Origin of the sequence: Paludibacter sp. (genome assembly GCF_009712605.1) — a bacterium.
Taxonomy (GTDB): domain Bacteria; phylum Bacteroidota; class Bacteroidia; order Bacteroidales; family Paludibacteraceae; genus Microbacter.
In genome coordinates, this window is the sequence record NZ_WASO01000003.1 from 25,479 (window position 1) to 50,647 (window position 25,169).

Genomic DNA, 25,169 nt, shown 5'->3' on the forward strand with positions numbered 1-25,169 from the left:
TCATAGGTTAACTCCCGCAGATTAAAATCGTATCTGTGGGAGTTTTTTATCTGTTCCAGATCTCCCAGGCCTCCACGGCCTGACCTTCCAGCATTTCCAGTCCGTTTTTGATGGCAGCACCTTTTTCTTGCCCCAGAGCTAAAAAGCGGGTGAGGGGAGGATTGTACACCAGGTCGTAGAGCAAATGATCGGGGGTGACAAGCTCGTACGGAATAGCCGGAGCTTCGTCGTCGTGCGGGAAGGTGCCCACCGGCGAAGCGTTGACAATCACCGTGTACTCATTCATAATCTCTTCATTCAACTGGTCGTAAGTTAGACCATCCTTGAGGGGAGAACGAGAGACCAGCGTCGAGGAAATGTTCAGTTCTTTCAATCCATAAATAACGGCTTTGGAAGCACCACCGGTTCCCAGTACAAGCGCCTTTTTGTGATGAGGCTTGAGCATGGGGCGGATCGTTTCGCGAAAGCCCACCACGTCGGAGTTGCTGCCTGTGAGCAGGATGTGTTCTCCGTCGCGTACAATGCGGATCACGTTGACGGCGCCGATTTCAGCTGCCCGTTCGTCGAGTGCGTCAAGGAACGGAATTACCTGCTCCTTGTAGGGAATGGTTACGTTGAGGCCGATGAGACGTTCGTCTTTCAGCACCTCCGGCAACAAGGCAATATCGTCGATGTCGAACAATTCGTAGGCGGCATCAATGCCTTCGCGTTCAAATTTCTCGGTAAAATATTTCTTTGAAAACGAATGACCCAGCGGGTGCCCTATTAATCCGAAAAGCAGCATAATGATTTGGGGATTTGAAGATTGGAGAATTGGAGGATGAAAGGCATTCTCAAATTTCAATCTTTGTTCTTTATTCTTTGATCTTTCTTCTATGTTATAATTCCACTTTACCTTTCCCCTGGCGGACAATTTCGGGTTCTTCACCTGTGCAGTCGATAACGGTAGATGGTTTGATATTTCCGAAACCACCATCGATTACCATATCCACTTCATAAATGTACTTTTCGCACATCAGTTCGGGATCGGTCAGATATTCAAGCACATCATCGTCGTCGTCACGAAGAGAGGCAGAAAGAATAGGGTTGCCCAAAGCCTTTACCAGTTCTATAGTGATATTGTTGTCCGGAACACGAATACCGACTTCCGACCGTTCTTTGAACAACTTGGGTAGTTTGTTGCTACGGTTCAGGATAAAAGTAAACGGGCCGGGCAATAAACGTTTCATCAGTTTAAAAGTATTGTTGTCGACCTTGGCAAATTCGCTGAGGTGGCTCAGATCAGAGCAAACGATTGACAAATGCGCTTTGCTCGGGTCAAGGTTACGGAATTTGCAGATTTTTTCTACCGCCCGGGCCTGGAAAATGTCACATCCGAAGGCATACACGGTATCGGTAGGGTAGATAATAACGCCGCCGTTTTTCAATACCTCCACGGCTTGTTCCACGGCTTTTGGGTTGGGATTTTCAGGGTAGATTTTCAGTAGCATAAGGTTATTTACAATTTTTTCATTGACGATTTACGATTTGGGAGCTTTACCATAAAGGAGGCAAAGTGCATCACAAAATAGATAAAGAAAACTTAGTGTTTTTGGTGACATCCTTCGTGAACTTTGTGGTTAATCAAATTTCATTGACACTTTATTGATTCACCTGTTTATAGAGTACCTCAAATTGCTCCGTCATAGCTTCCCAGGTAAAACGCTTGCGTTCTTCGGCAATCGTTTCTGCAAAATGCGGAGCACCCCCGATGGTATAGAATTTCTCAATTGCTGCGGCAATGCTTTCGGGTGAAGATTCGGCAACAAAACCCGAGCGTCCGTCGGAAACAATTTCTGCCAGTCCGCCCACGTTGGTAACAATCATCGGAACCGAGAACTGGTAGGCAATCTGTGTTACACCGCTTTGGGTTGCATCTTTATAGGGTTGTACCACCACATCGACAGCCGAGAAGTAATATTTCACTTCGTCGTCGCGGATAAAGGAATCGTGAACCAAAATATCATTCTGAAGTCCAAGTGCTTCAATTTGAGCGGTATATTTTTCTTTATTGTTGTAGTATTCGCCGGCAACAATCACTTTCTTTCCTTTTGTCAGCCCTTTATCTTTCAATAGTTTCCATGCGTCAATCAACAGGTCGAGCCCTTTGTAGTCCCGGATAATGCCGAAGAAAAGCAGGTATTGTGTATCTTCCGAAAGATTCAGGTGGGTAATGGCTTCTTTTCGTTCCATGCGTTCCCCGAAGTTGGCAAATACCGGATGCGGAGAGAAAAGTGCCGGTTTGGAGGTCGTGAATTTATCGAGATCCTGTTTTACCTGCTGCGACATGTAGACAAACCCGTCGACGGAACGGACAAAATAGTGTGTCAGCCATGAATCGAAAAAGTGAGCTTCGTGCGGCACCACATTGTCGAGTTGCGACAGGATGCGGGTATGTTTGTTGCTTTTTGCAAGATAACAGATAGTTCCGAGGCAGGGAGCCAGAAAAGGTGTCCAGTATTTTACCAGTACCATATCGGGACGTTCTTTTCGGATGCGCAGACCCATACGTATCCAGTTGAACGGATTGACCGAATTTACACAGCGTTCGATGTCGATGCCTTCCGGTGCTACCGATTCGGAGTATTGCGTTTTGCCGGGGAATAGAAAATTGGGATACTGTACGGTAAAGGTTTTTACGTTCACCTGTTTCCCTTTTTTGAGGAAAGTACGAGCCAGCATTTCATTGAACGAAGCTATTCCTCCACGGTAAGGATAAGCTGTTCCAAGTATGGTGATTTTGTTCATAGTATCAGTTATGTTGTTATGAGCAACAAAGTTACGCTATTTATTCGAAAAACCGCATGATGGCTTCAATAACGGGAACCATTACGGCAGTGACTACTCCCATTAATCCGATGGCCAGTCCGCTGATGGCGCCTTCCACAGCACCAAGCTCCATGGCACGGGCGGTTCCTACGGCATGTGCGGCCGAACCAAGTGCCAGTCCGCGTGCCAGTTTGCTTTCAATGCCCAGTTTTTTAAGAACAAACGGCCCGATAACTGCTCCGAAAATGCCGACAAGAATCACTACAATGGCCGTCAGGGCGGGGATGCCGCCCGAATGGGCACAAACCGTAACGGCAATGGGAGTGGTGATGGATTTCGGTTCGAGCGAGGCAACAATGCGTGGATCCGCACCTAAAGCTTTGGCAATGAGGATTACACTTACGATCCCTACCACGCTACCCACTAAAATAGCGGTCACCATAGCAGTGATGTTACCTTTCATGTGAGTCATTTGTTCGTAAAGCAGATAACCCAACGCCACTACTGAAAGGCCAAGCATAAAGTCAATGATTTTTGTTGCTTCGGCATACTCCTGATAGGGAATATCGGCGGTCTTGATTCCGGCAATGATAACCAGTAAGGAAGTGATCAGCGGATGCAGCAACATTATCTTTGTTTTGCGGTAGCTCCACAAAGCAACCACATAGACACCAATGGTAAACGTCAGTAAAAACAGTTGGGAATGAATGAGGTTATGCATCTTTCTTTCCCTCCATCTTTTGAGCGATCAGTGCCACAACGACAAGCACCAGCACAGTGCTGACGGCCGACGCAATGGTAATTGCCGTTAAAAATTTGCCAATCAGGGCATAAGATGCTACCAGACCAACGCCAAGCGGAATGAAAAACAGCATCATGTTGTCCAGAAAAAAAGTGGCTGACTTGCGCACTTGCTCCGGTTTGATGATCTTAAAAACCAATGAAAGAAAGAGCAACAACATGCCCATGATGCTTCCCGGGATAAAATTGCCAATAAGATAGGCAACCAATGTTCCCAGAAAATAGTAGAATAAAAGAATGAAAATCCCTGCCATAAGTCTGAAAATTAATAGAATAAATATGAAGGATTTTATGGTAGAAATTAAGGCGGATAATACAAAACAACTTGTTTGTTTTGCGGTTGCAAAGATACATACAATCTGCCGAAAAGCGTTTCCCTGATTTCGGAGTTGACGTAATATTTTGTTACTTTGCAGAATAAATAGAAATAAAAAGTTTACTCAGGCCCTTAAAGAGCAAACAATATGATAAAGTACAAACGTATAGCGGTAAAAGTAGGCAGTAACGTGTTGACTCGTCCCGATGGGCGGTTGGATGTTACGCGGGTTTCTGCCATTGTCGATCAGATTTCTGTATTGCATAAAGCCGGTGCAGAGATAATTTTGATCTCTTCCGGAGCTGTAGCCTCTGGACGAAGCGAGGTTAAGCCGCACAAAAAACTGGATGCCGTTTCAGCACGACAGCTGTTTTCTGCTGTGGGACAGGCCAAACTGATTAATCGCTATTACGAACTTTTTCGTGAACAGGGCATTGCCTGCGGACAAATTCTTACCACAAAGGAAAATTTTGGGAGCCGTTCGCTTTATTTGAACCAGAAAAACTGCATCAGTGTGATGCTCGAAAATAAGGTGATTCCCATTGTAAATGAAAATGATACGACTTCCATCACCGAATTGATGTTTACTGATAATGACGAACTATCGGGTTTGATGGCAACGATGATGGACGTGGATGCATTGATTATTCTCAGCAATGTGGATGGGATCTACAACGGCAATCCGTCGGATCCGGCCTCTCATGTTATCCGGCAAATACTTCCCGGCCAGCAGGATATGGACGACTACATCTCTGATCAGAAGTCGACCCTCGGGCGGGGAGGAATGCATACCAAATGTGCCATTGCTCAAAAGGTAGCCGCCGAAGGTATTGCGGTAATGATAGGCAACGGAAAGAAAGAGAATATTCTGCTCGACTTGCTTAAAAAGCCGGAAACCACGGTATGTACCTTATTTGTTCCCAGCGAAAAAGAAATTTCTAGCGTGAAAAAGTGGATTGCGCACAGCGAAGATTTCGCCAAAGGTGTTGTTTATGTAAACGCCGGAGCAGAAGAGGCGCTGCTTGACGAATCGAAAGCCAGCAGCCTTCTGCCTGTCGGTATTTCGCGCATTGAAGGTGAGTTTGAAGAAGGTGATATTGTAAAGATCATTGGCGAAAGCGGTCGCACGATTGGGGTGGGGAAGGTTCAATACGACTCTGCTTCAGCGCGAAAGTTCGTCGGTAAAAAGGGGCACAAGCCTTTTATCCATTACGATTACATGAGTTTAGACTAACATGATAAAGGCTCCCAACAGGGAGCCTTTTTTTGTATTATTGAGCGATTGCTTTTTCCAGATCTTCTACTTTTTCGGGCAACGCCACTATTTTATTTGTTTTTGCATCGACCAAAATCATCACCGGGGTTGATAAAATGAAGTAAGCATTAGCTTCGGGGCTGTTGATACCTCCTTCAGCTTTACTGTGTTTCCATCCTGCCAGTTTTGGTTTTGCTTCTTCCCATGCTTTGATTTCAGTTGCGGTATAATCCACACTGATGGCAAAAACTTCCATCAGACGTTTACCACCAACCTGCAAATACCAGGGATAGAGTTTTTGCATCAACTCTTTACAGTGCTGGCAATCGGCTGACCAAAACAGAACCAGTTTATATTTTGAGTTAGTTTTGTAGTTGAGGAAAGATATCTGTTTTCCTGTCGCGTCGGTAGTCATGAAATCAGGCGCGACTGCTCCCGGACGAATCGTTTCAATACCCTGAAGGCGCCGCTCAATTTCCAATCGCTTGGATGTCAGACAACGAGGATCTTCGAGATAAGGCTGCAACATTTGCATCCCTTTTGAAATATTGAAGCCTTCATATCCTTTATAAAAATAATCAACCATCCAACCATACACCAAAGGGTGTCCGTTTTTGGCTTTCTCGATAGCCATTTTTCCGGCCAAAGTGAACAAAGAATCACGGAGAGCCACGTTAGTTGCCATTGCTCCATAGAGATTTACATACTTGTTCATCCAGTCTTTTATGTCAGGTGTTTTGATTATCAGAGGATCCTGAAAATCACTTTCGTCAAAGTAGTGACTGATAAAACTGTTGACTCTTTCTGTTTCTGTCCCATTCCAGTTGATTGGCTGCACTTTCTGAAATCCGAATGTTTTAGATACAAATGTTTCGCTATGCTGTGCAGTTAGTTCATCAATCCATTTATTGTAAGAATTTCTACGGGCTTCGAATTCTTTAGTTCCCATTTTAAAAAATTCAGAGTGGGGTTGGTCATAGGACAAAAGGAAATTCTGCAATAAGACAACCTGCTCTCTTTTTTTAGAGTTGTCTTTCATAAAAGAGTCATAGAGACTATTTTCCAATTCTCCTTTTTGAAAATAGGTACTGTCTGGTTTGCCGATAGCTTTCGGATTTACCCAAAGCTCTATACTCTGTTCGTTGGCAAAAAAATATTTTTCGGAAGGGTAGGGAGTACTGGACTCTTTATCCCGGTAATCGAATCGCAGTACAAATTGACCTGGTAAATAATCCTTTGGAATTAAAATGATTGTTGATTCTCCGTTTTTTACATTTCCTGTTTCGACAACGGGTTTATACGCTTTGGCTCCGGCAAGCGGAAGTAAGCTGATTTTGGTATCGAATACACTATTGACATGAATTTTGATATTCACATCTTGAGACGCACCTGCAAATTGGCCGGCAATTAGAAACAAAAATGAAATAATACTGTTTTTATAAAGCATAGTTTAGTCTTTTATACACCTGACGGGATAAGCATAAGTTTGTAAGTCATTGGTCATAGCCGATGAAGTGGCATTAAAACGTAAAAGATAACTGTAAGCTCCACTACTACAATATGTGGAACTCCAGTAATCACCGACACCTCCTCTTGATTGCAAGCTGCCATTCGAATTAGAAAGATAGCCGGCCATATGCAGTTTCAGGACAGAATTGTAAGCGTCGTTAGCTGTTTGAAAATATTGAGGCGCAGCATTGGCATTATACCATTCGGTATAGGTTGGCAGTCTCCATCCCGATCCGAGTAGCCGGATACAAGGATCGTTTGCAGACGACCAGTTTGGAGTTCCCGAATAGTTAGTGTTCCATGCTGTAGATGGGGTTCGAGAAGTTCCGTAGGCATATCCTTGTGGTTGGTTGAACTGCCAGTACCAACCTGCAGAGGCTTGAGTATTGTCGCTTGCAGATGAGGCTTGTTGATCAGCACCCAAGTTCTGGGTTAACCAGCATTTGGCCGTCCCTGTTATATTACTACTAATCGAATGATAAGTAACAGTTTTCGTTTCTGGAGCCCCATTGGTTCCTGTAGTGTGTGCAATGCTGAAGGTTGTTGGACAAATCTTAAAGCTGGTTGTTGTCGGACTATAGGTTGTTCCTTTGCTATTGATAGCATAGGCTCTTACATAATAAGTGTTTCCAACCGATAAACCTGTAATAGTACTTGTAAAGCTGCCGGTGCCACTACCGTTTATGATTTTATTATCCGAAGTGGAGGGTGCTCCTGTTGTATTCCATACGAAACCGCGTTCGGTTACTGTATCACCTCCATCAAGAGAAACCGTAGCACTACTGGCCGCTGAAGTACTTGTCATCCCTGTAGTTGGAACACTAGCATTACTTACTGTAGGTGTCGATATAGTGACAGCATCTCGAATACATCTTACCGGATAAGCGTAAGTTTGTAAGTCGTTGGTCATAGCCGATGAAGTAGCATTAAAACGTAAAAGATAACTGTAAGCGCCACTACTACAATATGAAGAACTCCAGTAGTCACCGACACTGCCTCTTGAGGAGAGAGCTCCTGATCCATTTGCCAGATAACCGGCCATGTGTAATTTAAGGACAGAGCTATAAGCATCGGAGGCTTTTTGCCAAAATTGGGGCGCATCATCTGCTTTGTACCATTCCGTATAGGTTGGCAGTCTCCATCCTAATCCGAGTAACAGGTTACAGGGGTCGTTTGCAGACGACCAGTTTGGAGTCCCCGAATAGTTAGTATTCCATGGCGTATATGCGTTGGAAGGAGTAAGGGTTGTTCCGTCATGTTTAAATCCTTGAGGAGAGTTAAACTGCCAGTACCAACCTGCCGAAGCTTCCGATGCATCACTCACAGATGTTGGTTGGTTGTCAGCTCCTAAATTTTGAGTTAGCCAGCAGACGGGAGCACCAGAAATATTGGTGCTGATAGAGTGGTAAGTAACCAATTTGCTGACAGGTGCACCGTTCAACCCTGCCGTATGAATAATGTTAAATTCGGTTGGACAAATCTTAAAGCTGGTCACGGTTGGACTATAAGCTGTTCCCTTGCTGTTAGTGGCATATGCTCGAACGTAGTAGGTGTAATTTTGACTAAGACCGGTTAAAGTACTGGTAAATACTCCCAGTCCGTCACCAGTTGGTATTATATTATCTGAGATTGTCGGTGTTGCATTTGAGGTGCTCCAACAGAGCCCACGAGTTGTAACCGTTGCTCCCCCGTTGGATGCAACTGTTGCCGTACCGGCAGCAGTAGTGGCTGTCATGGTAGAGGTTGGAATAGTTACATTGCTGACCGTTGGAATGGATATTGAGACACCATCACGAATACATCTTACGGAATAGGCATAAGTTTGCAAGTCGTTTGTCATAGCAGACGAACCGGCATTAATACGCAAAAGATAACTGTAAGCACCACTACTACAATATGAAGAACTCCAGAAATCACCGACACCTCCTCTTGATTGCAGACTTCCATTCGAATTAGAAAGATAGCCAGCCATGTGCAATTTGAGCACAGAATTATAAGCATCAGCGGCTTTTTGCCAGTATTGAGGTGCAGCATTTGCATTATACCATTCCGTATAGGTTGGCAGTCTCCATCCTAATCCGAGTAGCAGGTTACAGGGATCAGTTGTTGACGCCCAGTTTGGAGTTCCGGAATAGTTAGTGTTCCATGCTGTATATGCGTTTGAAGGCGTCAGGGTTGTTCCGTCATTTTTAAATCCTTGCGAAGAGTTAAACTGCCAGTACCAACCAGCCGATGCTTCAGTTACATCACTTACAGATGAAGGTATACTATCGGCACCGAGGTTTTGAGTTAGCCAACATTTAGCAGATCCTGAAATATTGCTACTGATGGAATGATAGGTAACAGTTTTAGTTACCGGCGCCCCATTTAATCCGGCAGTATGAATCACACTGAATGATGAAGGACAAATTTTGAAACTGGTCACAGCCGGGCTATAAGCAGTTCCTTTGCTATTTGTAGCAAACGCACGGACATAATAGGTGGAACTTTGATCTAGATTTGTAATGGTGTCAGAGAAACTACCCAGCCCGTAACCGAAAACAAAGTTATCGGCAACCACGTGATCGGTAATATAAGGAGTTCCACTGGTATTCCATACCAGCCCACGTGCTGTAACGGTAGCTCCTCCGTCGGAAGCCACTGTTGCCGTACCAATAGCAGTGGATTCGGTCATGCCGGAAGTAGGAAGACTTACATTGCTGACTGTTGGTATAGATATGTTGACAGCATCTCGAATACATCTTACCGGATAAGCGTAAGTTTGTAAGTCGTTGGTCATAGCCGATGATGTAGCATTAATACGTAAAAGATAACTGTAAGCACCACTACTACAATATGTGGAGCTCCAGTAGTCACCGACACTGCCTCTTGAAGAGAGAGCTCCTGACCCATTTGCAAGATAACCCGCCATATGTAATTTGAGCACGGAATTATAAGCATCGGTGACTGTTTGCCAAAATTGGGGTGCATCATCTGCTTTGTACCATTCCGTATAGGTTGGCAGTCTCCATCCTAATCCGAGTAACAGGTTACAGGGGTCGTTTGCAGACGACCAGTTTGGAGTCCCCGAATAGTTAGTATTCCATGGCGTATATGCGTTGGAAGGAGTAAGGGTTGTTCCGTCATGTTTAAATCCTTGAGGAGAGTTAAACTGCCAGTACCAACCTGCCGAAGCTTCCGATGCATCACTCACAGATGTTGGTTGGTTGTCAGCACCTAGGTTTTGAGTCAGCCAGCAGACGGCAGCACCAGATATATTGGTACTGATAGAATGATAAGTGACTGTTTTGGTAACAGGTGCGCCATTCAAACCTGCCGTATGGATTACGTCAAACGAAGTCGGACAAATCTTAAAGCTGGTCACTGTTGGACTATAAGCAGTTCCCTTGCTGTTAGTGGCATATGCCCGAACATAGTAAGTATAATTCTGACTTAAAGCCCCCATTGTACTGGTAAAGGTTCCCAGTCCGTCACCAGTTGGTATTATATTATCTGAGATTGTCGGTGTTGCATTTGAGGTGCTCCAACAGAGCCCACGAGTTGTAACCGTTGCTCCCCCGTTGGATGCAACTGTTGCCGTACCGGCAGCAGTAGTGGCTGTCATGGTAGAGGTTGGAATAGTTACATTGCTGACCGTTGGAATGGATATTGAGACACCATCACGAATACATCTTACGGAATAGGCATAAGTTTGCAAGTCGTTTGTCATAGCAGACGAACCGGCATTAATACGCAAAAGATAACTGTAAGCACCACTACTACAATATGAAGAACTCCAGAAATCACCGACACCTCCTCTTGATTGCAGACTTCCATTCGAATTAGAAAGATAGCCAGCCATGTGCAATTTGAGCACAGAATTATAAGCATCAGCGGCTTTTTGCCAGTATTGAGGTGCAGCATTTGCATTATACCATTCCGTATAGGTTGGCAGTCTCCATCCTAATCCGAGTAGCAGGTTACAGGGATCAGTTGTTGACGCCCAGTTTGGAGTTCCGGAATAGTTAGTGTTCCATGCTGTATATGCGTTTGAAGGCGTCAGGGTTGTTCCGTCATTTTTAAATCCTTGCGAAGAGTTAAACTGCCAGTACCAACCAGCCGATGCTTCAGTTACATCACTTACAGATGAAGGTATACTATCGGCACCGAGGTTTTGAGTTAGCCAACATTTAGCAGATCCTGAAATATTGCTACTGATGGAATGATAGGTAACAGTTTTAGTTACCGGCGCCCCATTTAATCCGGCAGTATGAATCACACTGAATGATGAAGGACAAATTTTGAAACTGGTCACAGCCGGGCTATAAGCAGTTCCTTTGCTATTTGTAGCAAATGCACGGACATAATAGGTGGAATTCTGATCCAGACTCTTGATAGTCGTATTAAATATACCTAAGCCTGATCCGTTTGCAATGACACTATCAGATAAAGTCGGTGTACCGGTAGTATTCCATACCAATCCACGAACTGTAACGTTAGCTCCTCCGCTAGAAGCCACTGTTGCAGTGCCAATAGCGGTCGATTCGGTCATCCCTGAAGTTGGAATCGTTACATTACTAACCGTTGGTATTGATATGGTGACAGCATCGCGAATACATCTTACCGGATAAGCATAAGTTTGCAAGTCGTTAGTCATAGCCGATGAAGTGGCATTAAAACGTAAAAGATAACTGTAAGCACCACTGCTACAATATGTGGAACTCCAGTAGTCACCGACACTGCCTCTTGAGGAGAGAGCTCCTGATCCATTTGCCAGATAACCGGCCATGTGTAATTTAAGGACAGAGCTATAAGCATCGGAGGCTTTTTGCCAAAATTGGGGCGCATCATCTGCTTTGTACCATTCCGTATAGGTTGGCAGTCTCCATCCTAATCCGAGTAACAGGTTACAGGGGTCGTTTGCAGACGACCAGTTTGGAGTTCCCGAATAGTTAGTATTCCATGGCGTATATGCGTTGGAAGGAGTGAGGGTTGTTCCGTCATGTTTAAATCCTTGAAGGGAGTTAAACTGCCAGTACCAACCAGCAGAAGCTTCTGACGCATCACTGACTGATGTTGGCTGGTGGTCAGCCCCTAAATTTTGAGTCAGCCAGCAGACGGGAGCTCCAGATATTTTTGTGCTAATGGAGTGATAAGTTACTGTTTTGGTAACAGGTGCGCCATTCAACCCTGCCGTATGGATTACGTCAAACGAGGTCGGACAAATTTTAAATGTAGATACGGAAGGACTGTATCCGGTACCTATGCTATTAGTAGCATATGCCCGCACATAATAAGTAACTCCTTGTTGAATATCCGGGATCGTAGCAGTAAAGGAACCGGTCCCCGATCCTGATGGTATAATATTGTCGGAGATAGATGGAGTTGCATTCGTTGTACTCCAGCATAATCCCCGTGTTGTAACATTTTCTCCACCGCTGGAACCCACAGTAGCAGTTCCATCGGCAGTAGTAGCTGTCATGGCCGAATCAGGAATCGATACAGCACTAACCATGGGAACTGATTTTACCAAAGATGCGAGAATACATCTTACTGGATAAGCATAAGTTTGCAAGTCGTTGGTCATAGCAGACGAACTAGCATTAAATCGCAAAAGATAACTGTAAGCTCCACTACTACAATATGTTGAACTCCAGTAATCACCGACACCTCCTCTTGATTGCAGGCTGCCATTCGAATTAGAAAGATAGCCGGCCATGTGCAATTTTAATGATGAATTGTACGTACTTGTTGCATTACTCCAATTACTGTTGGAATTCGCAGTATTCCATTCGGTATAAGTTGGTAATCTCCATCCCAATCCGAGCAATAGGTTACATGGATCATTTGTTGAAAGCCAGTTTGGAGTTCCGGCATAGTTAGTGTTCCACGCAGTATAGGCATTAGAAGGAGTAAGCGTTGTCCCGTCATGTTTAAATCCTTGCGGGGAGTTAAACTGCCAGTACCAACCCGCTGATATTTCCCGGGTATCGGTTGCTGAAGATGGCTGTACATCTGCACCTAAATTTTGGGTCAGCCAACAGCGGGCCGCACCTGAAATATTGCTACTTAAGGAGTGATATGTTACCGTTTTGGTAACAGGAGCTCCATTCAAACCTGCGGTATGAATTATATCAAATGAGGTCGGGCAAATAATAAAGCTGAAAGTTGTCGGACTATATCCTGTCCCCTGTGTATTTGTCGCATAGGCTCGGATATAAATAGTTGTTCCTTGACTCAGATTGGTTAATTGTTCTGTAAATGATCCTTTCCCATTCCCACTGGAGATTACATTATTGCTAATGGTAGGAGTTCCTGTGGTATTCCAGCAGAACCCACGAGTTGTTACCGAGGCTCCACCATCCGAAACTACTGTGGCATTGGCTACTGCTGAGGTCGAAGTTTGCGTAGAATCAGGAACTGTTACATTTGTGACAATCGGAACGGAAAGGGTTATTCCATCTCGAATACAGCGTAATGACATAGCAGATGCTTTGGAATTACCGGAAGCTATACTGCTGGAAGCAGATTGTATGGTAAGGTTATATCCTGTGGTTGAGCCCGACTGAGTGGATGTCCAGTAATAGCCGGTTGTGCCACGTTCTGTCAGAGCTCCGGACGCGGCTGTAAGCATACCACCGGCATGCAGTTTCAAGACAGAATTGAAACCATCATTTAAGTTTGCCCAGTTTTGGGGTGCTCCATCTGCAGCCAGCCATTCTGCATATGTTGGAATGCGCCATCCGAGGGCTAAAAGCAAGTTACAAGGATCGTTTGCAGGAAGCCATTGAGAACTTACATTAATACTGGATGCCCACGTATATCCCGGAGTGCGTGTAGTTCCGTTGTGTTGGTAACCCTGTTGATCGTTAAATTGCCAGTACCAGCCGGCAGATGCAGTACTTGCATCGGTTGCTGATATGGGTTGCTGATCGGCTCCGAGGTTTTGTGTTAACCAACAGCGGGCAGCCCCCGATAGATTGGTACTAATTGAATGGTAGACCGTATTTTTAGTTACCGGAGCTCCGTTAAAGCCAGCTAGATGAATGACGGTGAAAGATGACGGACAGCTCTTACTGCTGACATCAGGCCCGTATCCGACTCCGGCACTATTTTTTGCAAAAGCACGCACATAATATGTAACTCCCTGAACAAGTTTTGTTATGGTATCATTGTAACTTCCAAGTCCTGTTCCGGAGTCAATGACGAATGAATTGCTGAGGGTCGGGCTTTCTGCAGTTCCCCAGCAGATACCTCTTTGAATAACGGGGGCTCCTCCATCATCTGTTACGGATGTTGTTCCAATCTGTGTCGAATCGTTCAATGCAGCCAGGGCTACATTAGATAAGGTAGGCACAACTGGGTTTGTTTTAATAGTATCAGTCTGTCCGTAAGCAGTTCCAAGACTATTAGTAGCATAGGCTCGTATGTAATAAATTGTAGAGTGGGTGAGTCCAGTAACCGAGCTTTTGAATTTCCCTAATCCACTTCCATTTACAGTCTTAGTTGTTAGGTCGACAGTAGGCAGCACTGTCGCACTCCAGCAAACCCCACGTGACGTCACTGTTGAACCTCCTGATGCGGTTACTTCACCTCCGATTGCGACGCCGGAGCTCCATATTGAGTCTGCATTGGCAGTGATAACGGTAGGAATGGTCAGGGTTGTAAGAGTGTCAACCTGTCCGTAACCAGTTCCCATGCTATTTGTAGCATATGCTCGTACATAGTATTTGGTTCCTTCTTTTAATCCGGACAAAGACACGGAATAAGATCCGGTGCCACCGGTTGTATATGCTACTTTGGTACTATCAATAGTAGGTAATCCAATGTAGCTGTAGCATACACCTCTTCCGGTAACAGGAACCCCACCATCCTTGGTAACTGTGCCACCGCTAATTGCTGTATAGCGTCCCACAGAGCGAGCCGTCATGGTTACAACAGTCGGTATTGTCGGAGTGGTAAATACTGTTGGTACACTGCTGTATCTTGTACCTTCACTATTTGTTGCGTAGGCCCAAATGTAATAGGTCGTGTTGGGCTGAATCCCATTTACAGTTCCTGTAATCGGACTTCCGATTGCACCTACAGACAATGTACTGTCAACCGGGGTTGGATATACCGGAACTTTTCCGGTTGTATTCCAGTAAAATCCGCTATCGGTAATAGTGGCTCCACCATTCGTTATGACAGTGGCAGTTGCAACTCCGTTTGTCATAGTAAGATTTGACATCGCGACGGCACTCACTACCGGTCGTATGGGTTGTGTGGTTAAGCTATCCAGTTCTCCGTAACCGGTACCCAAACTGTTAGTGGCAAAAGCACGAAGATAATATTTAGTGCCTGGAGATAATCCAGTAACCGTACTGGTAAAGCTACCCAGACCGCCCGAACTATCGTTGAGTTTTGATGCCAGACTGACATTCGGATTCCGGTCAAGACTCCAGCATACACCTCTGACGTTGACTGGCATACCGCCATCATTGATAACTGTACCTCCACTTATCGCTTTCGTACTATCAAGGTATGAATGAGGAGTAGTAGTTATTGTTGGAAGCATAACCGGCAGGGTTTTGAATGTAACCTGACTCCCGTATCCGGTACCTACGGCGTTTGTTGCGTAAGCGCGTACATAATATGTTGTTTCTGGTTGCAAACCAGCCATGTTGGCAGTAAATGTTCCGATTCCGGTTGTAGTGTTATCTACTGTTTTAGTTGTTAATGAAACCGTCGGATTGCTGTATATACTCCAACAGATGCCTCGTGCGATAATTGGAGAACGTCCGTCATCGGTTATTTCTCCTCCACTGGTTCCGGTAGTTGCTACAATATTTGTGACGGGTTTAGTTGCTGTCAGTGTTGGCAGAGCATCAGTAAGGAAGGTTTTTTCCAAACCGTAGGCAGTACCGATTTTATTGATCGCATAAGCCCTGACGTAATATAATGTGTTGGGAGCCAAACCTGTCATAGTGCTGACATAACTATCAGTACCGGAGCCGTTGTAAGTATGGTAGTCGTCTACTGTTGGGTTGGTATGAGTAGCCCAGCAAAGACCTTTTAGTGTAACAGGCGCTCCTCCATCGCTGGTTATTTGTCCGCCACTAAGTGCGGTATAACCACCCACAGAATTGATGTCGACAGTGATGAGTCTTGGAGCTGTCGGGAAGATAGTAACACTTACCTGATTTCCGTACGCAGTTCCTGCACTGTTTGTTGCATATGCCCTGAAATAATAGCTCATGCTCATACTCATGCCGGTAACAATACTTGTGAAGTTGCCGGTACCGGTACCGTCTATCGTTTTATTTATAGTTACTGTATCGGGAACAAAGTTTGCATTTGTACTCCAAAGTATTCCACGGGACGTTACGGCTGCGCCACCATCACTTGTAATATTACCTCCGGATGCCACCGACGAAGTAGACAGAGTGGTTGTATAATTTGTTGTAAGTGTAGGAGGTATAGCCGGAGTTGTAAAGCTTACTTCATTGCCATAACCAACTCCCTGACTGTTTACTGCATACGCTCTTACATAATAGGTAGTAGCAGGTTTCAGACCTGTCAATGTACTGTTGAACGATCCGCTTCCGCTATCATATGTTGTTTTGGTATAAAGGCTTACCGTAGGATTATGTCCTGTACTCCAGCATACACCCTGATTGGTGATGGATCCACCGCCATCACTAATGATAGTACCGCCACCACTTGCAGAAACGCCGTTGGCAGAAGGAGTCACCTCTTTAGTTGTTAAAGAAGGAGTAATGAGAGTTGTGAACGACAATTCGTTTCCATAAGCAACACCTACACTATTGATTGCGAATGCTCTTATATAATAAGTAGTTCCTGGTTTTAACCCATTCATCAATGTGGTGAAATAGCCGTTTCCTGTACCTGTTTGTGATATTTTATTAACGGTCACAGTATCTGGTCTGAAACCGGAAACAGTGCTCCACATCATACCACGGGTAGTGACGGGTTCTCCACCATTATCAGAAATATAGCCGCCACTGTATGCGGTCGTACCCCCAATGTACCATGCATCACGTGTTGTAAGGGTAGCCAGAGTCGGCGGATCTGTAATGAAACTCAGCAGATTTCCATATGCTTTACCGGCGATGTTTGTTGCATAAGCCTTGATATAATAAGTAGTATTACCCCTTAGCCCGGTAATTGTACTGATAAAGTCTCCTGTACCAGAGCCGTTGTAAGTCTTGTTTACAGTAACGGTATCGGCATTAAAGGTCGCAATTGTACTCCATACAACACCTCTTGTAGTGACAGTAGCACCACCATCATCGGAAATTTCACCACCGCTGGTTGCTTTTGTACTCCCTGTTGCAGAGGCATACAATGTTGTAAGTGTTGGCAGAGCCGGAGTTTTAAAGCTGACTTCATCACCGTAGGCCACGCCTGCGCTATTGACAACATACGCTTTAACATAATAGACTGTATTTGGTAGCAGCCCATCCATATTATGAGTGTACGATCCGGTGAAATAACCGGTTTCTGCGGTACGATTATGCTTAATTGTATCCGTGTTGAAGTTTGGAGATGTGCACCAGTATAACCCTCTGGTTGTTACTATAGCACCTCCGTTTGACGTAATTGTACCTCCGCAGGATACTGAAGTGCCCGATAATATCTTAGCTGCATTGGTCACTATTGTGGCAATAGTGGGCGGCTGAGTGGTAAAGCTGATTTCGTTGCCATACGCAGTTCCTGCACTATTGGTGGCATAGGCTCTGGCGTAATAAACCGTGCTCCCAAGCAAATTAGTAATATCTGACGTAAATGCAGCTTCCCCAGGTGCATTATCCAGATGATCATTGCTTAATGTGGGGTTATGCGAAGTGCTCCAGCAAATACCACTTGCAGTAATGATAGTACCTCCGTTCGAAACTATAGACCCACCGCTTCTTGCCGACACGTTGGTTACCATGCTGGCATTGGTTGTCGATACCATTGGCACGTTGTAAGTTGTGAAAGGAACCTCATCTCCGTAACCGGTACCGATTCCGTTCGTAGCATATGCCCTTACATAATAGGTTGTTCCTAACCGCAGTTTGCCAAACGTTGAATTGAAACTTACCGTATCTGTTTGTATGGTTCTGTTGTATAATACAGTATCGGGGATAAATCCGGATACTGTACTCCAACATACTCCGGTTTTCATTATTTGGGCACCACCATTGGATACGATCACACCTCCGGAAACCCCAGAAACCCCATCTGCCCCGCTCTTAGCCGGAACCGTTGTAACCGTCGGCAATTCGGGAGCTCCGGATAAGAATGTAACGACATTGCCGTAAGCAATCCCGGCGCTGTTTATTGCATAAGCTCTGACATAATACCACGTATTACCTCTCAGTCCGGTAAGCTTATGAATGAATTCTCCTATACCAATAGTTCCGGTTGTATGTACATTGTCGATTGTAGGCATACCACTGTTATTCCAGCAGATACCGCTTGATGTGACAGCCGATCCTCCATCGCTTGTAATCGTTCCACCGCCCTGAGCAGTTCCTCCGGTAATTGCAGAAATAGCAGATGTGATAATTGTCGGGGTTGTTACTGTCTTGAAGGTTATGTCATTACCGTAAGCAATCCCTACGCTATTTGTGGCATAAGCTCTGACGTGGTATAGAGTATTTCCTTTTAATCCGGTTAAAATGCCTGCAAAATTTCCGGTTCCGGTTCCACAGGAAACCCTTGCCGAGTCTATTGTAGGATTGGCGGCAATACCCCAACAAATCCCCCGTTCTATAATGTCGGCACCTCCGTTGCTGGAGATATTACCGTCACCTTCGGCTGTTGTTCCGGCAACATTACTCATCCCAACAGTTGTGACGGTAGGAATCATCGGCGATGCCGTGATAAAACTTACTTCATCTCCGTAGGCAATACCAGCACTGTTTACGGCATAAGCCCGCAGGTAATACCTTGTGCTGCCATAGAGTCCGGTTATATTAGAAGTATAAATGCCTGTTCCATATCCATCGGTGGTGTGTGAGTCCGACAAAGTGGGATTTGGGATTGTACTCCAGCAAACACCTCTGCTGCTTACCGGATCACCACCATCACTTGATATACTACCTCCGCTTATTGCAGAAGCATTGGTAACAGACGTTGGAGCTACGGTGGTAAGTGTAGGAGCAACATCTGTCGTAAATACGATGTCATCTCCATAACCTATGCCAATGCTGTTTACAGCGTAAGCACGTGCATAATATGTGACGCCACCTGTAAGGCCACTGACAGAAACATTATAGGTTCCGGCTCCATTGCCATTGCTGGCATGTAGCTTGTCGATTGTGGGACTCGGAGATGTACTCCAGCAAATACCACGTTCGGTGACAGCATCTCCTCCCTCACTGGTTACTTCGCCCGAGATGATGGCCGATGAACCGGAGACAGATGACGTCCCGACGGTTGTGACGAACGGCGCGACAGGAGGAGTGGTTGTCAGGCTGTCCAGATTGCCATATGAAGTACCGGCGCTGTTTGTAGCATAAGCTCTTACATAATATTTTACGCCAGACATTAACCCTGTCATTGTACTTGTAAAGCTGCCTGTTCCATCGGTGCCCAATGATTCGGACGTTTTGGTTGTCAGAGCAACGGTTGGATTGTTGCCAATGCTCCAACAGATACCGCGTGCGGTTATTACGGAGTTGCCGGTATTTGATACGATTCCTCCACTGGAAGCAGTAGAATATGTAATGTTGGAAGGTGTTGTCGTCGTAACAGGTACGAGTGATGCCGTTATGAAACTAACTTCGCTGCTATATGCCGTTCCTGCACTATTGGTGGCAAATCCTTTTACATAATAGGTAGTTCCCGGTGTCAGGCCGGTAATTGTTGTTTTATACGATCCAAGATCAGTCAGGTTTAGTGATTGTGACTGAACATACGTGTAGTTAATGTTGTCAGTACTCCAACAAATACCACGGGCGGTAACAGGGGCACCTCCGTTATTAAGAATAGTAACGGTTCCATCAGCAGAAGTACCTGTAATATTTGTGATGTTTATCGAAGCCGAACTGATAGCAGGGATAACAGGCGGCGGTGTAGTGAACTGAATAATATTACCGTAAGCCTTTCCGTAACTGTTTACAGCATAGGCTCTCACATAGTATGTGGTACTACCCATCAGACTTGTCAGTGTACTGGGGAACAAGCCAACCCCTGATCCGTCGTCGGTAATAATTGCTGAAGGATCGTCAGTTGGATCACCGGTCGTACTCCACATTATGCCTCGTTTTGTGATGGACGATCCACCGTTGCTGGTTATATTCCCCCCGCTTAAAGCAGATATACTTGTGATGTCAGAAGCATCGAGGGTAATAATAGTCGGAGCCTCGGGGATGATGGTAAATGTCTTGTCTTCACCATAAGCATAACCCACACTGTTGAGTGCATATGCACGAACATGGTAAGTGACGTTTGCTGTCAGCCCTGTCATTGTTGAAAAGTACATTCCCAAACCACCCGAACCGGCTGAAGCTGAATAAGAGGAAATTGTCGGATTTTCAGAAGTACTCCAGCATACTCCGCGATCGAGTATGGCAGATCCTCCGTCAGAAATTACATTACCTCCGCACGTTCCAGTATTGTTATAAAACGACGAGGCAGATAATGTTTTTACAACCGGATAATTTAGTGTCTTCAGACTATCCAGGTTCCCATACGATACGCCAGCGGCATTAAACGCATAAGCACGTACATAGTATTTTACTCCGGGAGTTAATCCGGATAAAGAACAGCTATAGGTGCCAACTCCTGATCCATTGGCAACATGACTGTCGGTATAAGATGGAATTCCGGTACTGCTCCAGCAGATTCCTCTTGAAGTAATAACAGAATTACCCGGGTCGGTGATTGTACCTCCACTAACAGCTGAGAATCCTGCAATGCTAGTAGGATGCGTTGTGGTTATGGTTGCCGGGCCTGCCGTTATGAAACTAACTTCGCTTGAATATCCGGTTCCAACACCATTAGTGGCATATCCTTTAGCATAGTACGTTGTATTTGGAGTTAATCCGGTTAAGTTACTTACAAAGGTTCCTACATCCGATCCGGTCACAGTGTTGGACGGCACATAAACATAGTTGATTCTGTCTGTGCTGTAGCAAATACCACGCGACGTAACCGGGGCTCCTCCATTATTGATCACATCCAACGTTCCCACAGCCGACACATCTGTTATGTCTGTTATGGAGATTGCCGCCGAGTTCAGCGCCGGAATAACAGGAGGTAATGTGGTGAATTGTAAAAGATTGCCATATGCTTTGCCAAATGCGTTGACTGCGTACGCTCTTACGTAGTAGGTTGTGCTTCCAAGCAAATTAGTAAGGGTACTCGGGAATAAGCCAACTCCTGATCCGTCATCGGTGATGATTGCCGAAGGATCGTCAATCGGATCGCCTTTTGTACTCCACAAGATACCGCGTTTGGTGATAGAAGCTCCTCCGTTACTGGTGATGTTTCCTCCGCTTTCAGCAGAGATACTGGTTATGTTTGTTATGTCAAGGGTTATGATTTGAGGAGCTTCCGGTATATCGACAAATGTCTTGTCTTCGCCGTATGCTACACCAACACTATTGATAGCGTATGCTCTCACGTGGTATGTAACATTGGTGGCCAGACCAGTAAGCGAACTGAAATATATTCCGGTACCGTTCCCATCTGATGTGTGATAGGAAGATATGGTCGGATTAGCAGAAGTGCTCCAGCAAATTCCTCTGGATGTAACGGGGGCTCCTCCGTCTGAAAGCACATTTCCTCCACCTACGCCAGTGTCATTGAAGAATGATGCAACATTGAGAGTGATTACAGTCGGATAATTTAGCGTGGTTAAACTGTCAAGATTACCGTAAGAGACTCCTGCCGGATTAACAGCATAAGCCCTGAAATAATATTTTGTACCGGGTATCAATGACGTAAGGCTGCTGGTGAAGTTGGCTGATCCGTCGCCGGTAATACTTTCAGATGTTTTTGTCGGTAGATCGACTGTAGGATTTTTGTCGGTACTCCAGCAAACACCTTTCGATGTAATGGCATAAAATCCGATATCAGAGATAATACCTCCGCTGGATGCGCTAGTGCCTGTTACATTTGACGGAGCAACAGTAGTAAGTTTGACATGAGCGGCTGTCACAAAGCTTGTTTCTGTTCCATACCCGATTCCGGCGCTGTTTTTGGCATACGGTTTTACGTAGTAGGTTGTGCCTTCCGTCAGGCCTGTTAGTTTAGTTCTATACGACCCTATATCCGGCACAGATGTTGATGCAACGCATTGATAATTTATGTTGTCGGTGCTGTAACAAATTCCTCTTTCTGTAATTATTGCTCCTCCGTTGTTAAGTATTTTTGCAGTACCAACGGCAGAGCTTCCTGTAATACTGTCCATTACAAGAGTAGCGTCGAAGACAGGAAGACTTGGAGCAGGGGTGACAAACTGTAAAAGATTGCCATAGGCCTTTCCTGCACTGTTTACGGCATATGCCCGGACATAATAAGTAGTGTTTCCAAGCAGACTGGTCAGAGAACTCGGATAGGAGCCTACTCCGGAACCATCGTTAGTAATACTGCACGACGGGTCACTGGCAGGATCACCCAGACTGCTCCAGATGATTCCTCTCTGTGTTACCGGAGCTCCTCCGTCAGCTGTGATGTTGCCGCCACTTTCCGCCGAAATATTGGTTATATTCTTGGGATCCAGAGTTATGATGGTAGGAAGTGCAACAGGAGAAAGGAACGACTCGGTTTGTCCATATACAATTTCATTTGCATTGACGGCATAAGCTCTGACATAATACGTGGTTTTGGGCATTAGGTTGGTGAGCGATCCTGTAAAACTGCCAACGCCACTGCCTGTTACGATTTCTCTTGTTTTCGAAGTGGAAAGAGTGTCAGGATTCGGAAGTGGGCTCCAACAAATTCCGCGGAGCGTAATGTTGGATCCTCCATTGGACAAAATGTTTCCGCCTCCGGTTGCCGTATAGCCGGTTATATTGGTTGGAATGGCTGTGATAACGATCGGGTGGCACATAACGTCTTGCCAGTCGGTGCCGTTATAAAAGCGTATTGTTTTGGATGTTGAATTGACATAGAAAGCTCCGGCAGAGAGTCCTGTGGGTGACGGGTTGTTGCTGATTACAGGTAGTTTGTATGTTTTTACTGCCGAACCGGAAGTGAAACTGTTATTGTCAGTGATGCTGCCCAGCAATAAGTCGGTCATTTTCGACCAGGTAGTGCCGTTATACACCATCACCGATTTGGTAATCGTAGAGTAGTAAACAGAGCCGGATTGCGGGTTTAATGGAGCATCACTCAATGACGGCAGGAACGGAATACCGTTTTTGACTACAAAATAATCCTGCGCAGTTGATGCGGTGATGTTATTGGTACATAGAGTTTCCCATCCTGTGCCGTTAAAAATGAGTGGATTGGCCTCAGTAGTGCTGTATATCAGCATACCGAGTTCAGGAGTGGCGACAGCCGACGGTTCAACTACCGGAAGGTGTGGTATTCCTCCGATAATCCGAAAATAATTTTGTCCTGATGCGGGAATTCCGATCATTAGTAGGACAAAAAATAGAACTGTATGTAGCGCCTTATTCAAAATACACAAATAAAAACCAAAATTTAATAATTCTTCTTTTGATCTGTACTATCAGATAAAATGCCATGTCGGTACTATGCCAACGTTGTTTAGATAGGACACTTGAAGTAGAGGTAGCATCTTAATGTAAATATTTGATAACAAATATTATGGGCAAAACGCCATGCGATGAATAAACACAACAACAAATGAATCCCTCATATTTTGTTAAGATATTGTATGAAAATAATAATAAATTATGGGATCACAAACATTACAACATTCCCGTATATCGTTCCTAAAGGATTTGTAGCATATGCCCTCACATAGTATGTGTTACCCTTTTTTAGTCCGGTTAAACTGCTGGTAAATATTCCACCTCTGGAATAATCTTTTGTAAATGAACTATTGGTAATGGTTGGAGCCGATGTGCTACTACTCCAGCATATTCCTCTTGCAGACACTTCTAATCCTCCTTCATTAGTGACATTACCTCCTCCTGTGGCCATGGATATATCAGTCCCGGAAAGAGTTACATCCCCTGTGGTTACAGAAGGGAGGGCGGGAGTTGTAATATTTCCATAAGAAATCCCGGCCGAATTCTTAGCATAAGCTCTGATATAATACATTTTTGTTGCAACCAATCCTGTAAGCGTACTGGTAAAATCCCCACTTCCCGATCCATCAGAGGAATGACTATCGGCAATTGTAGGAGAAGAGTTTGTCGAACTCCAGCATACTCCTTTTTCTGTAATGCCAGCTCCTCCGTCATTGGTAATTTTGCCTCCCGCAAAAACAATCCCCGGTTGATCTGCAGAAATAGATGGCGTATTGGTAGAGAGCGTCGGCACGACCTTTGTGGTCAGCGGTATATATGGACCGTAAGCGGTACCGTATGCATTAGTAGCATAAGCCCTGAAATAGTATGTTGTTCCGTTTAGCAGTCCGGTTACGGCACTGGAGAAAGCCCCGCTTCTGTCACCATCAGTTGTTTTGGGATTTGCGGTAGTGGGTGTTGCGTTGTTAGGCAGCCAACAGATACCTCTTGCAGTCACTTCGGCCCCCCCTTCATCGGTTACGACTCCACCACCGGAAGCCAGAGAGTTATCGGAAGAAGAGAGAGTCAGCGCTGTTGTTATCACGGAAGGCAAACCAGCCGTCACGACATTCCCGTAAGCCAAACCAGCCGAATTAGTTGCATAAGCTCTGACATAATATTTTTTAGAAGCATCGAGACCAGTCAGGATACTGGAGAAATTTCCGGCACCGGTACCGTCCGAAGAATGTGCATCGGCAATTGTAGGAGAAGAGTTTGTCGAACTCCAGCACACACCCCTTGAAGTAATGTTAGCACCTCCGTCATTTGTAATGTTTCCCCCAGCCGAAGCTACGCCCGGTCTGTCAGTAGAAATAGATGGCGTATTGGTAGAGAGCGTCGGCACGACCTTTGTTGTTAGCGGTATATATGGACCGTAAGCGGTACCGTATGCATTAGTAGCATAAGCCCTGAAATAGTATGTTGTTCCGTTTAGCAGTCCGGTTACGGCACTGGAGAAAGCCCCGCTTCTGTCACCATCAGTTGTTTTGGGATTTGCGGTAGTGGGTGTTGCGTTGTTAGGCAGCCAACAGATACCTCTTGCAGTCACTTCGGCCCCCCCTTCATCGGTTACGACTCCACCACCGGAAGCCAGAGAGTTATCGGAAGAAGAGAGAGTCAGCGCTGTTGTTATCACGGAAGGCAAACCAGCCGTCACGACATTCCCGTAAGCCAAACCAGCCGAATTAGTTGCATAAGCTCTGACATAATATTTTTTAGAAGCATCGAGACCAGTCAGGATACTGGAGAAATTTCCGGCACCGGTACCGTCCGAAGAATGTGCATCGGCAATTGTAGGAGAAGA

9 protein-coding genes are annotated in these 25,169 nt (G+C 45.2%); 1 reads left to right on the forward strand and 8 read right to left on the reverse strand.

The window, feature by feature from the left end; all coding sequences use genetic code 11:
• Nucleotides 1–46 precede the first annotated feature (46 nt).
• The 5 genes from F8N35_RS04310 to F8N35_RS04330 form a co-directional block, all read right to left on the reverse strand.
• The gene (locus F8N35_RS04310; RefSeq protein WP_293050127.1) at nt 47–784 is read right to left on the reverse strand and encodes a shikimate dehydrogenase; all 738 of its coding nucleotides are present in this window, start codon (nt 782–784) and stop codon (nt 47–49) included.
• 94 nt (nt 785–878) lie between these two features.
• Entirely contained in the window at nt 879–1,490 is a 612-nt protein-coding gene (locus F8N35_RS04315; protein WP_293050128.1) for an L-threonylcarbamoyladenylate synthase, read from the reverse strand.
• Between the two features lie 151 nt (nt 1,491–1,641).
• The gene (locus tag F8N35_RS04320; protein ID WP_293050129.1) at nt 1,642–2,787 is read right to left on the reverse strand and encodes a glycosyltransferase; all 1,146 of its coding nucleotides are present in this window, start codon (nt 2,785–2,787) and stop codon (nt 1,642–1,644) included.
• A 40-nt stretch (nt 2,788–2,827) separates the two neighbouring features.
• Nucleotides 2,828–3,529, reverse strand: a complete 702-nt coding sequence (locus tag F8N35_RS04325; protein ID WP_293050130.1) for an LrgB family protein — start codon at nt 3,527–3,529, stop codon at nt 2,828–2,830.
• Complete coding sequence (locus F8N35_RS04330) at nt 3,522–3,863, reverse strand: CidA/LrgA family protein (protein ID WP_293050131.1); 342 nt, start codon at nt 3,861–3,863, stop codon at nt 3,522–3,524. The genes F8N35_RS04325 and F8N35_RS04330 overlap by 8 nt, the downstream gene beginning before the upstream one ends.
• A 210-nt stretch (nt 3,864–4,073) precedes the next feature.
• Between F8N35_RS04330 and proB the strand changes: the two genes are divergently transcribed.
• Complete coding sequence (proB, locus tag F8N35_RS04335) at nt 4,074–5,159, forward strand: glutamate 5-kinase (protein WP_293050132.1); 1,086 nt, start codon at nt 4,074–4,076, stop codon at nt 5,157–5,159.
• 37 nt (nt 5,160–5,196) lie between these two features.
• Here the strand turns inward: proB and F8N35_RS04340 are convergent, their stop codons facing one another.
• The 3 genes from F8N35_RS04340 to F8N35_RS04350 form a co-directional block, all read right to left on the reverse strand.
• Complete coding sequence (locus tag F8N35_RS04340; RefSeq protein ID WP_293050133.1) at nt 5,197–6,627, reverse strand: redoxin domain-containing protein; 1,431 nt, start codon at nt 6,625–6,627, stop codon at nt 5,197–5,199.
• A 3-nt stretch (nt 6,628–6,630) separates the two neighbouring features.
• Nucleotides 6,631–23,247, reverse strand: coding sequence for a hypothetical protein (locus F8N35_RS04345; protein ID WP_293050134.1), 16,617 nt, complete (start codon nt 23,245–23,247; stop codon nt 6,631–6,633).
• 278 nt (nt 23,248–23,525) lie between these two features.
• Nucleotides 23,526–25,169, reverse strand: a 1,644-nt coding sequence (locus tag F8N35_RS04350) for a hypothetical protein (protein WP_293050135.1), incomplete at its 5' end; no start/stop codon positions are given.

Coding starts and splice junctions, on each gene's coding strand:
- F8N35_RS04320 (WP_293050129.1), bottom strand. CDS start 2,787: ATGAACAAAATCACCATACTTGGAACAGCTTATCCTTACCGTGGAGGA.
- F8N35_RS04325 (WP_293050130.1), bottom strand. CDS start 3,529: ATGCATAACCTCATTCATTCCCAACTGTTTTTACTGACGTTTACCATT.
- F8N35_RS04310 (WP_293050127.1), bottom strand. CDS start 784: ATGCTGCTTTTCGGATTAATAGGGCACCCGCTGGGTCATTCGTTTTCA.
- F8N35_RS04315 (WP_293050128.1), bottom strand. CDS start 1,490: ATGCTACTGAAAATCTACCCTGAAAATCCCAACCCAAAAGCCGTGGAA.
- F8N35_RS04340 (WP_293050133.1), bottom strand. CDS start 6,627: ATGCTTTATAAAAACAGTATTATTTCATTTTTGTTTCTAATTGCCGGC.
- F8N35_RS04345 (WP_293050134.1), bottom strand. CDS start 23,247: ATGATCGGAATTCCCGCATCAGGACAAAATTATTTTCGGATTATCGGA.
- F8N35_RS04330 (WP_293050131.1), bottom strand. CDS start 3,863: ATGGCAGGGATTTTCATTCTTTTATTCTACTATTTTCTGGGAACATTG.
- proB (WP_293050132.1), top strand. CDS start 4,074: ATGATAAAGTACAAACGTATAGCGGTAAAAGTAGGCAGTAACGTGTTG.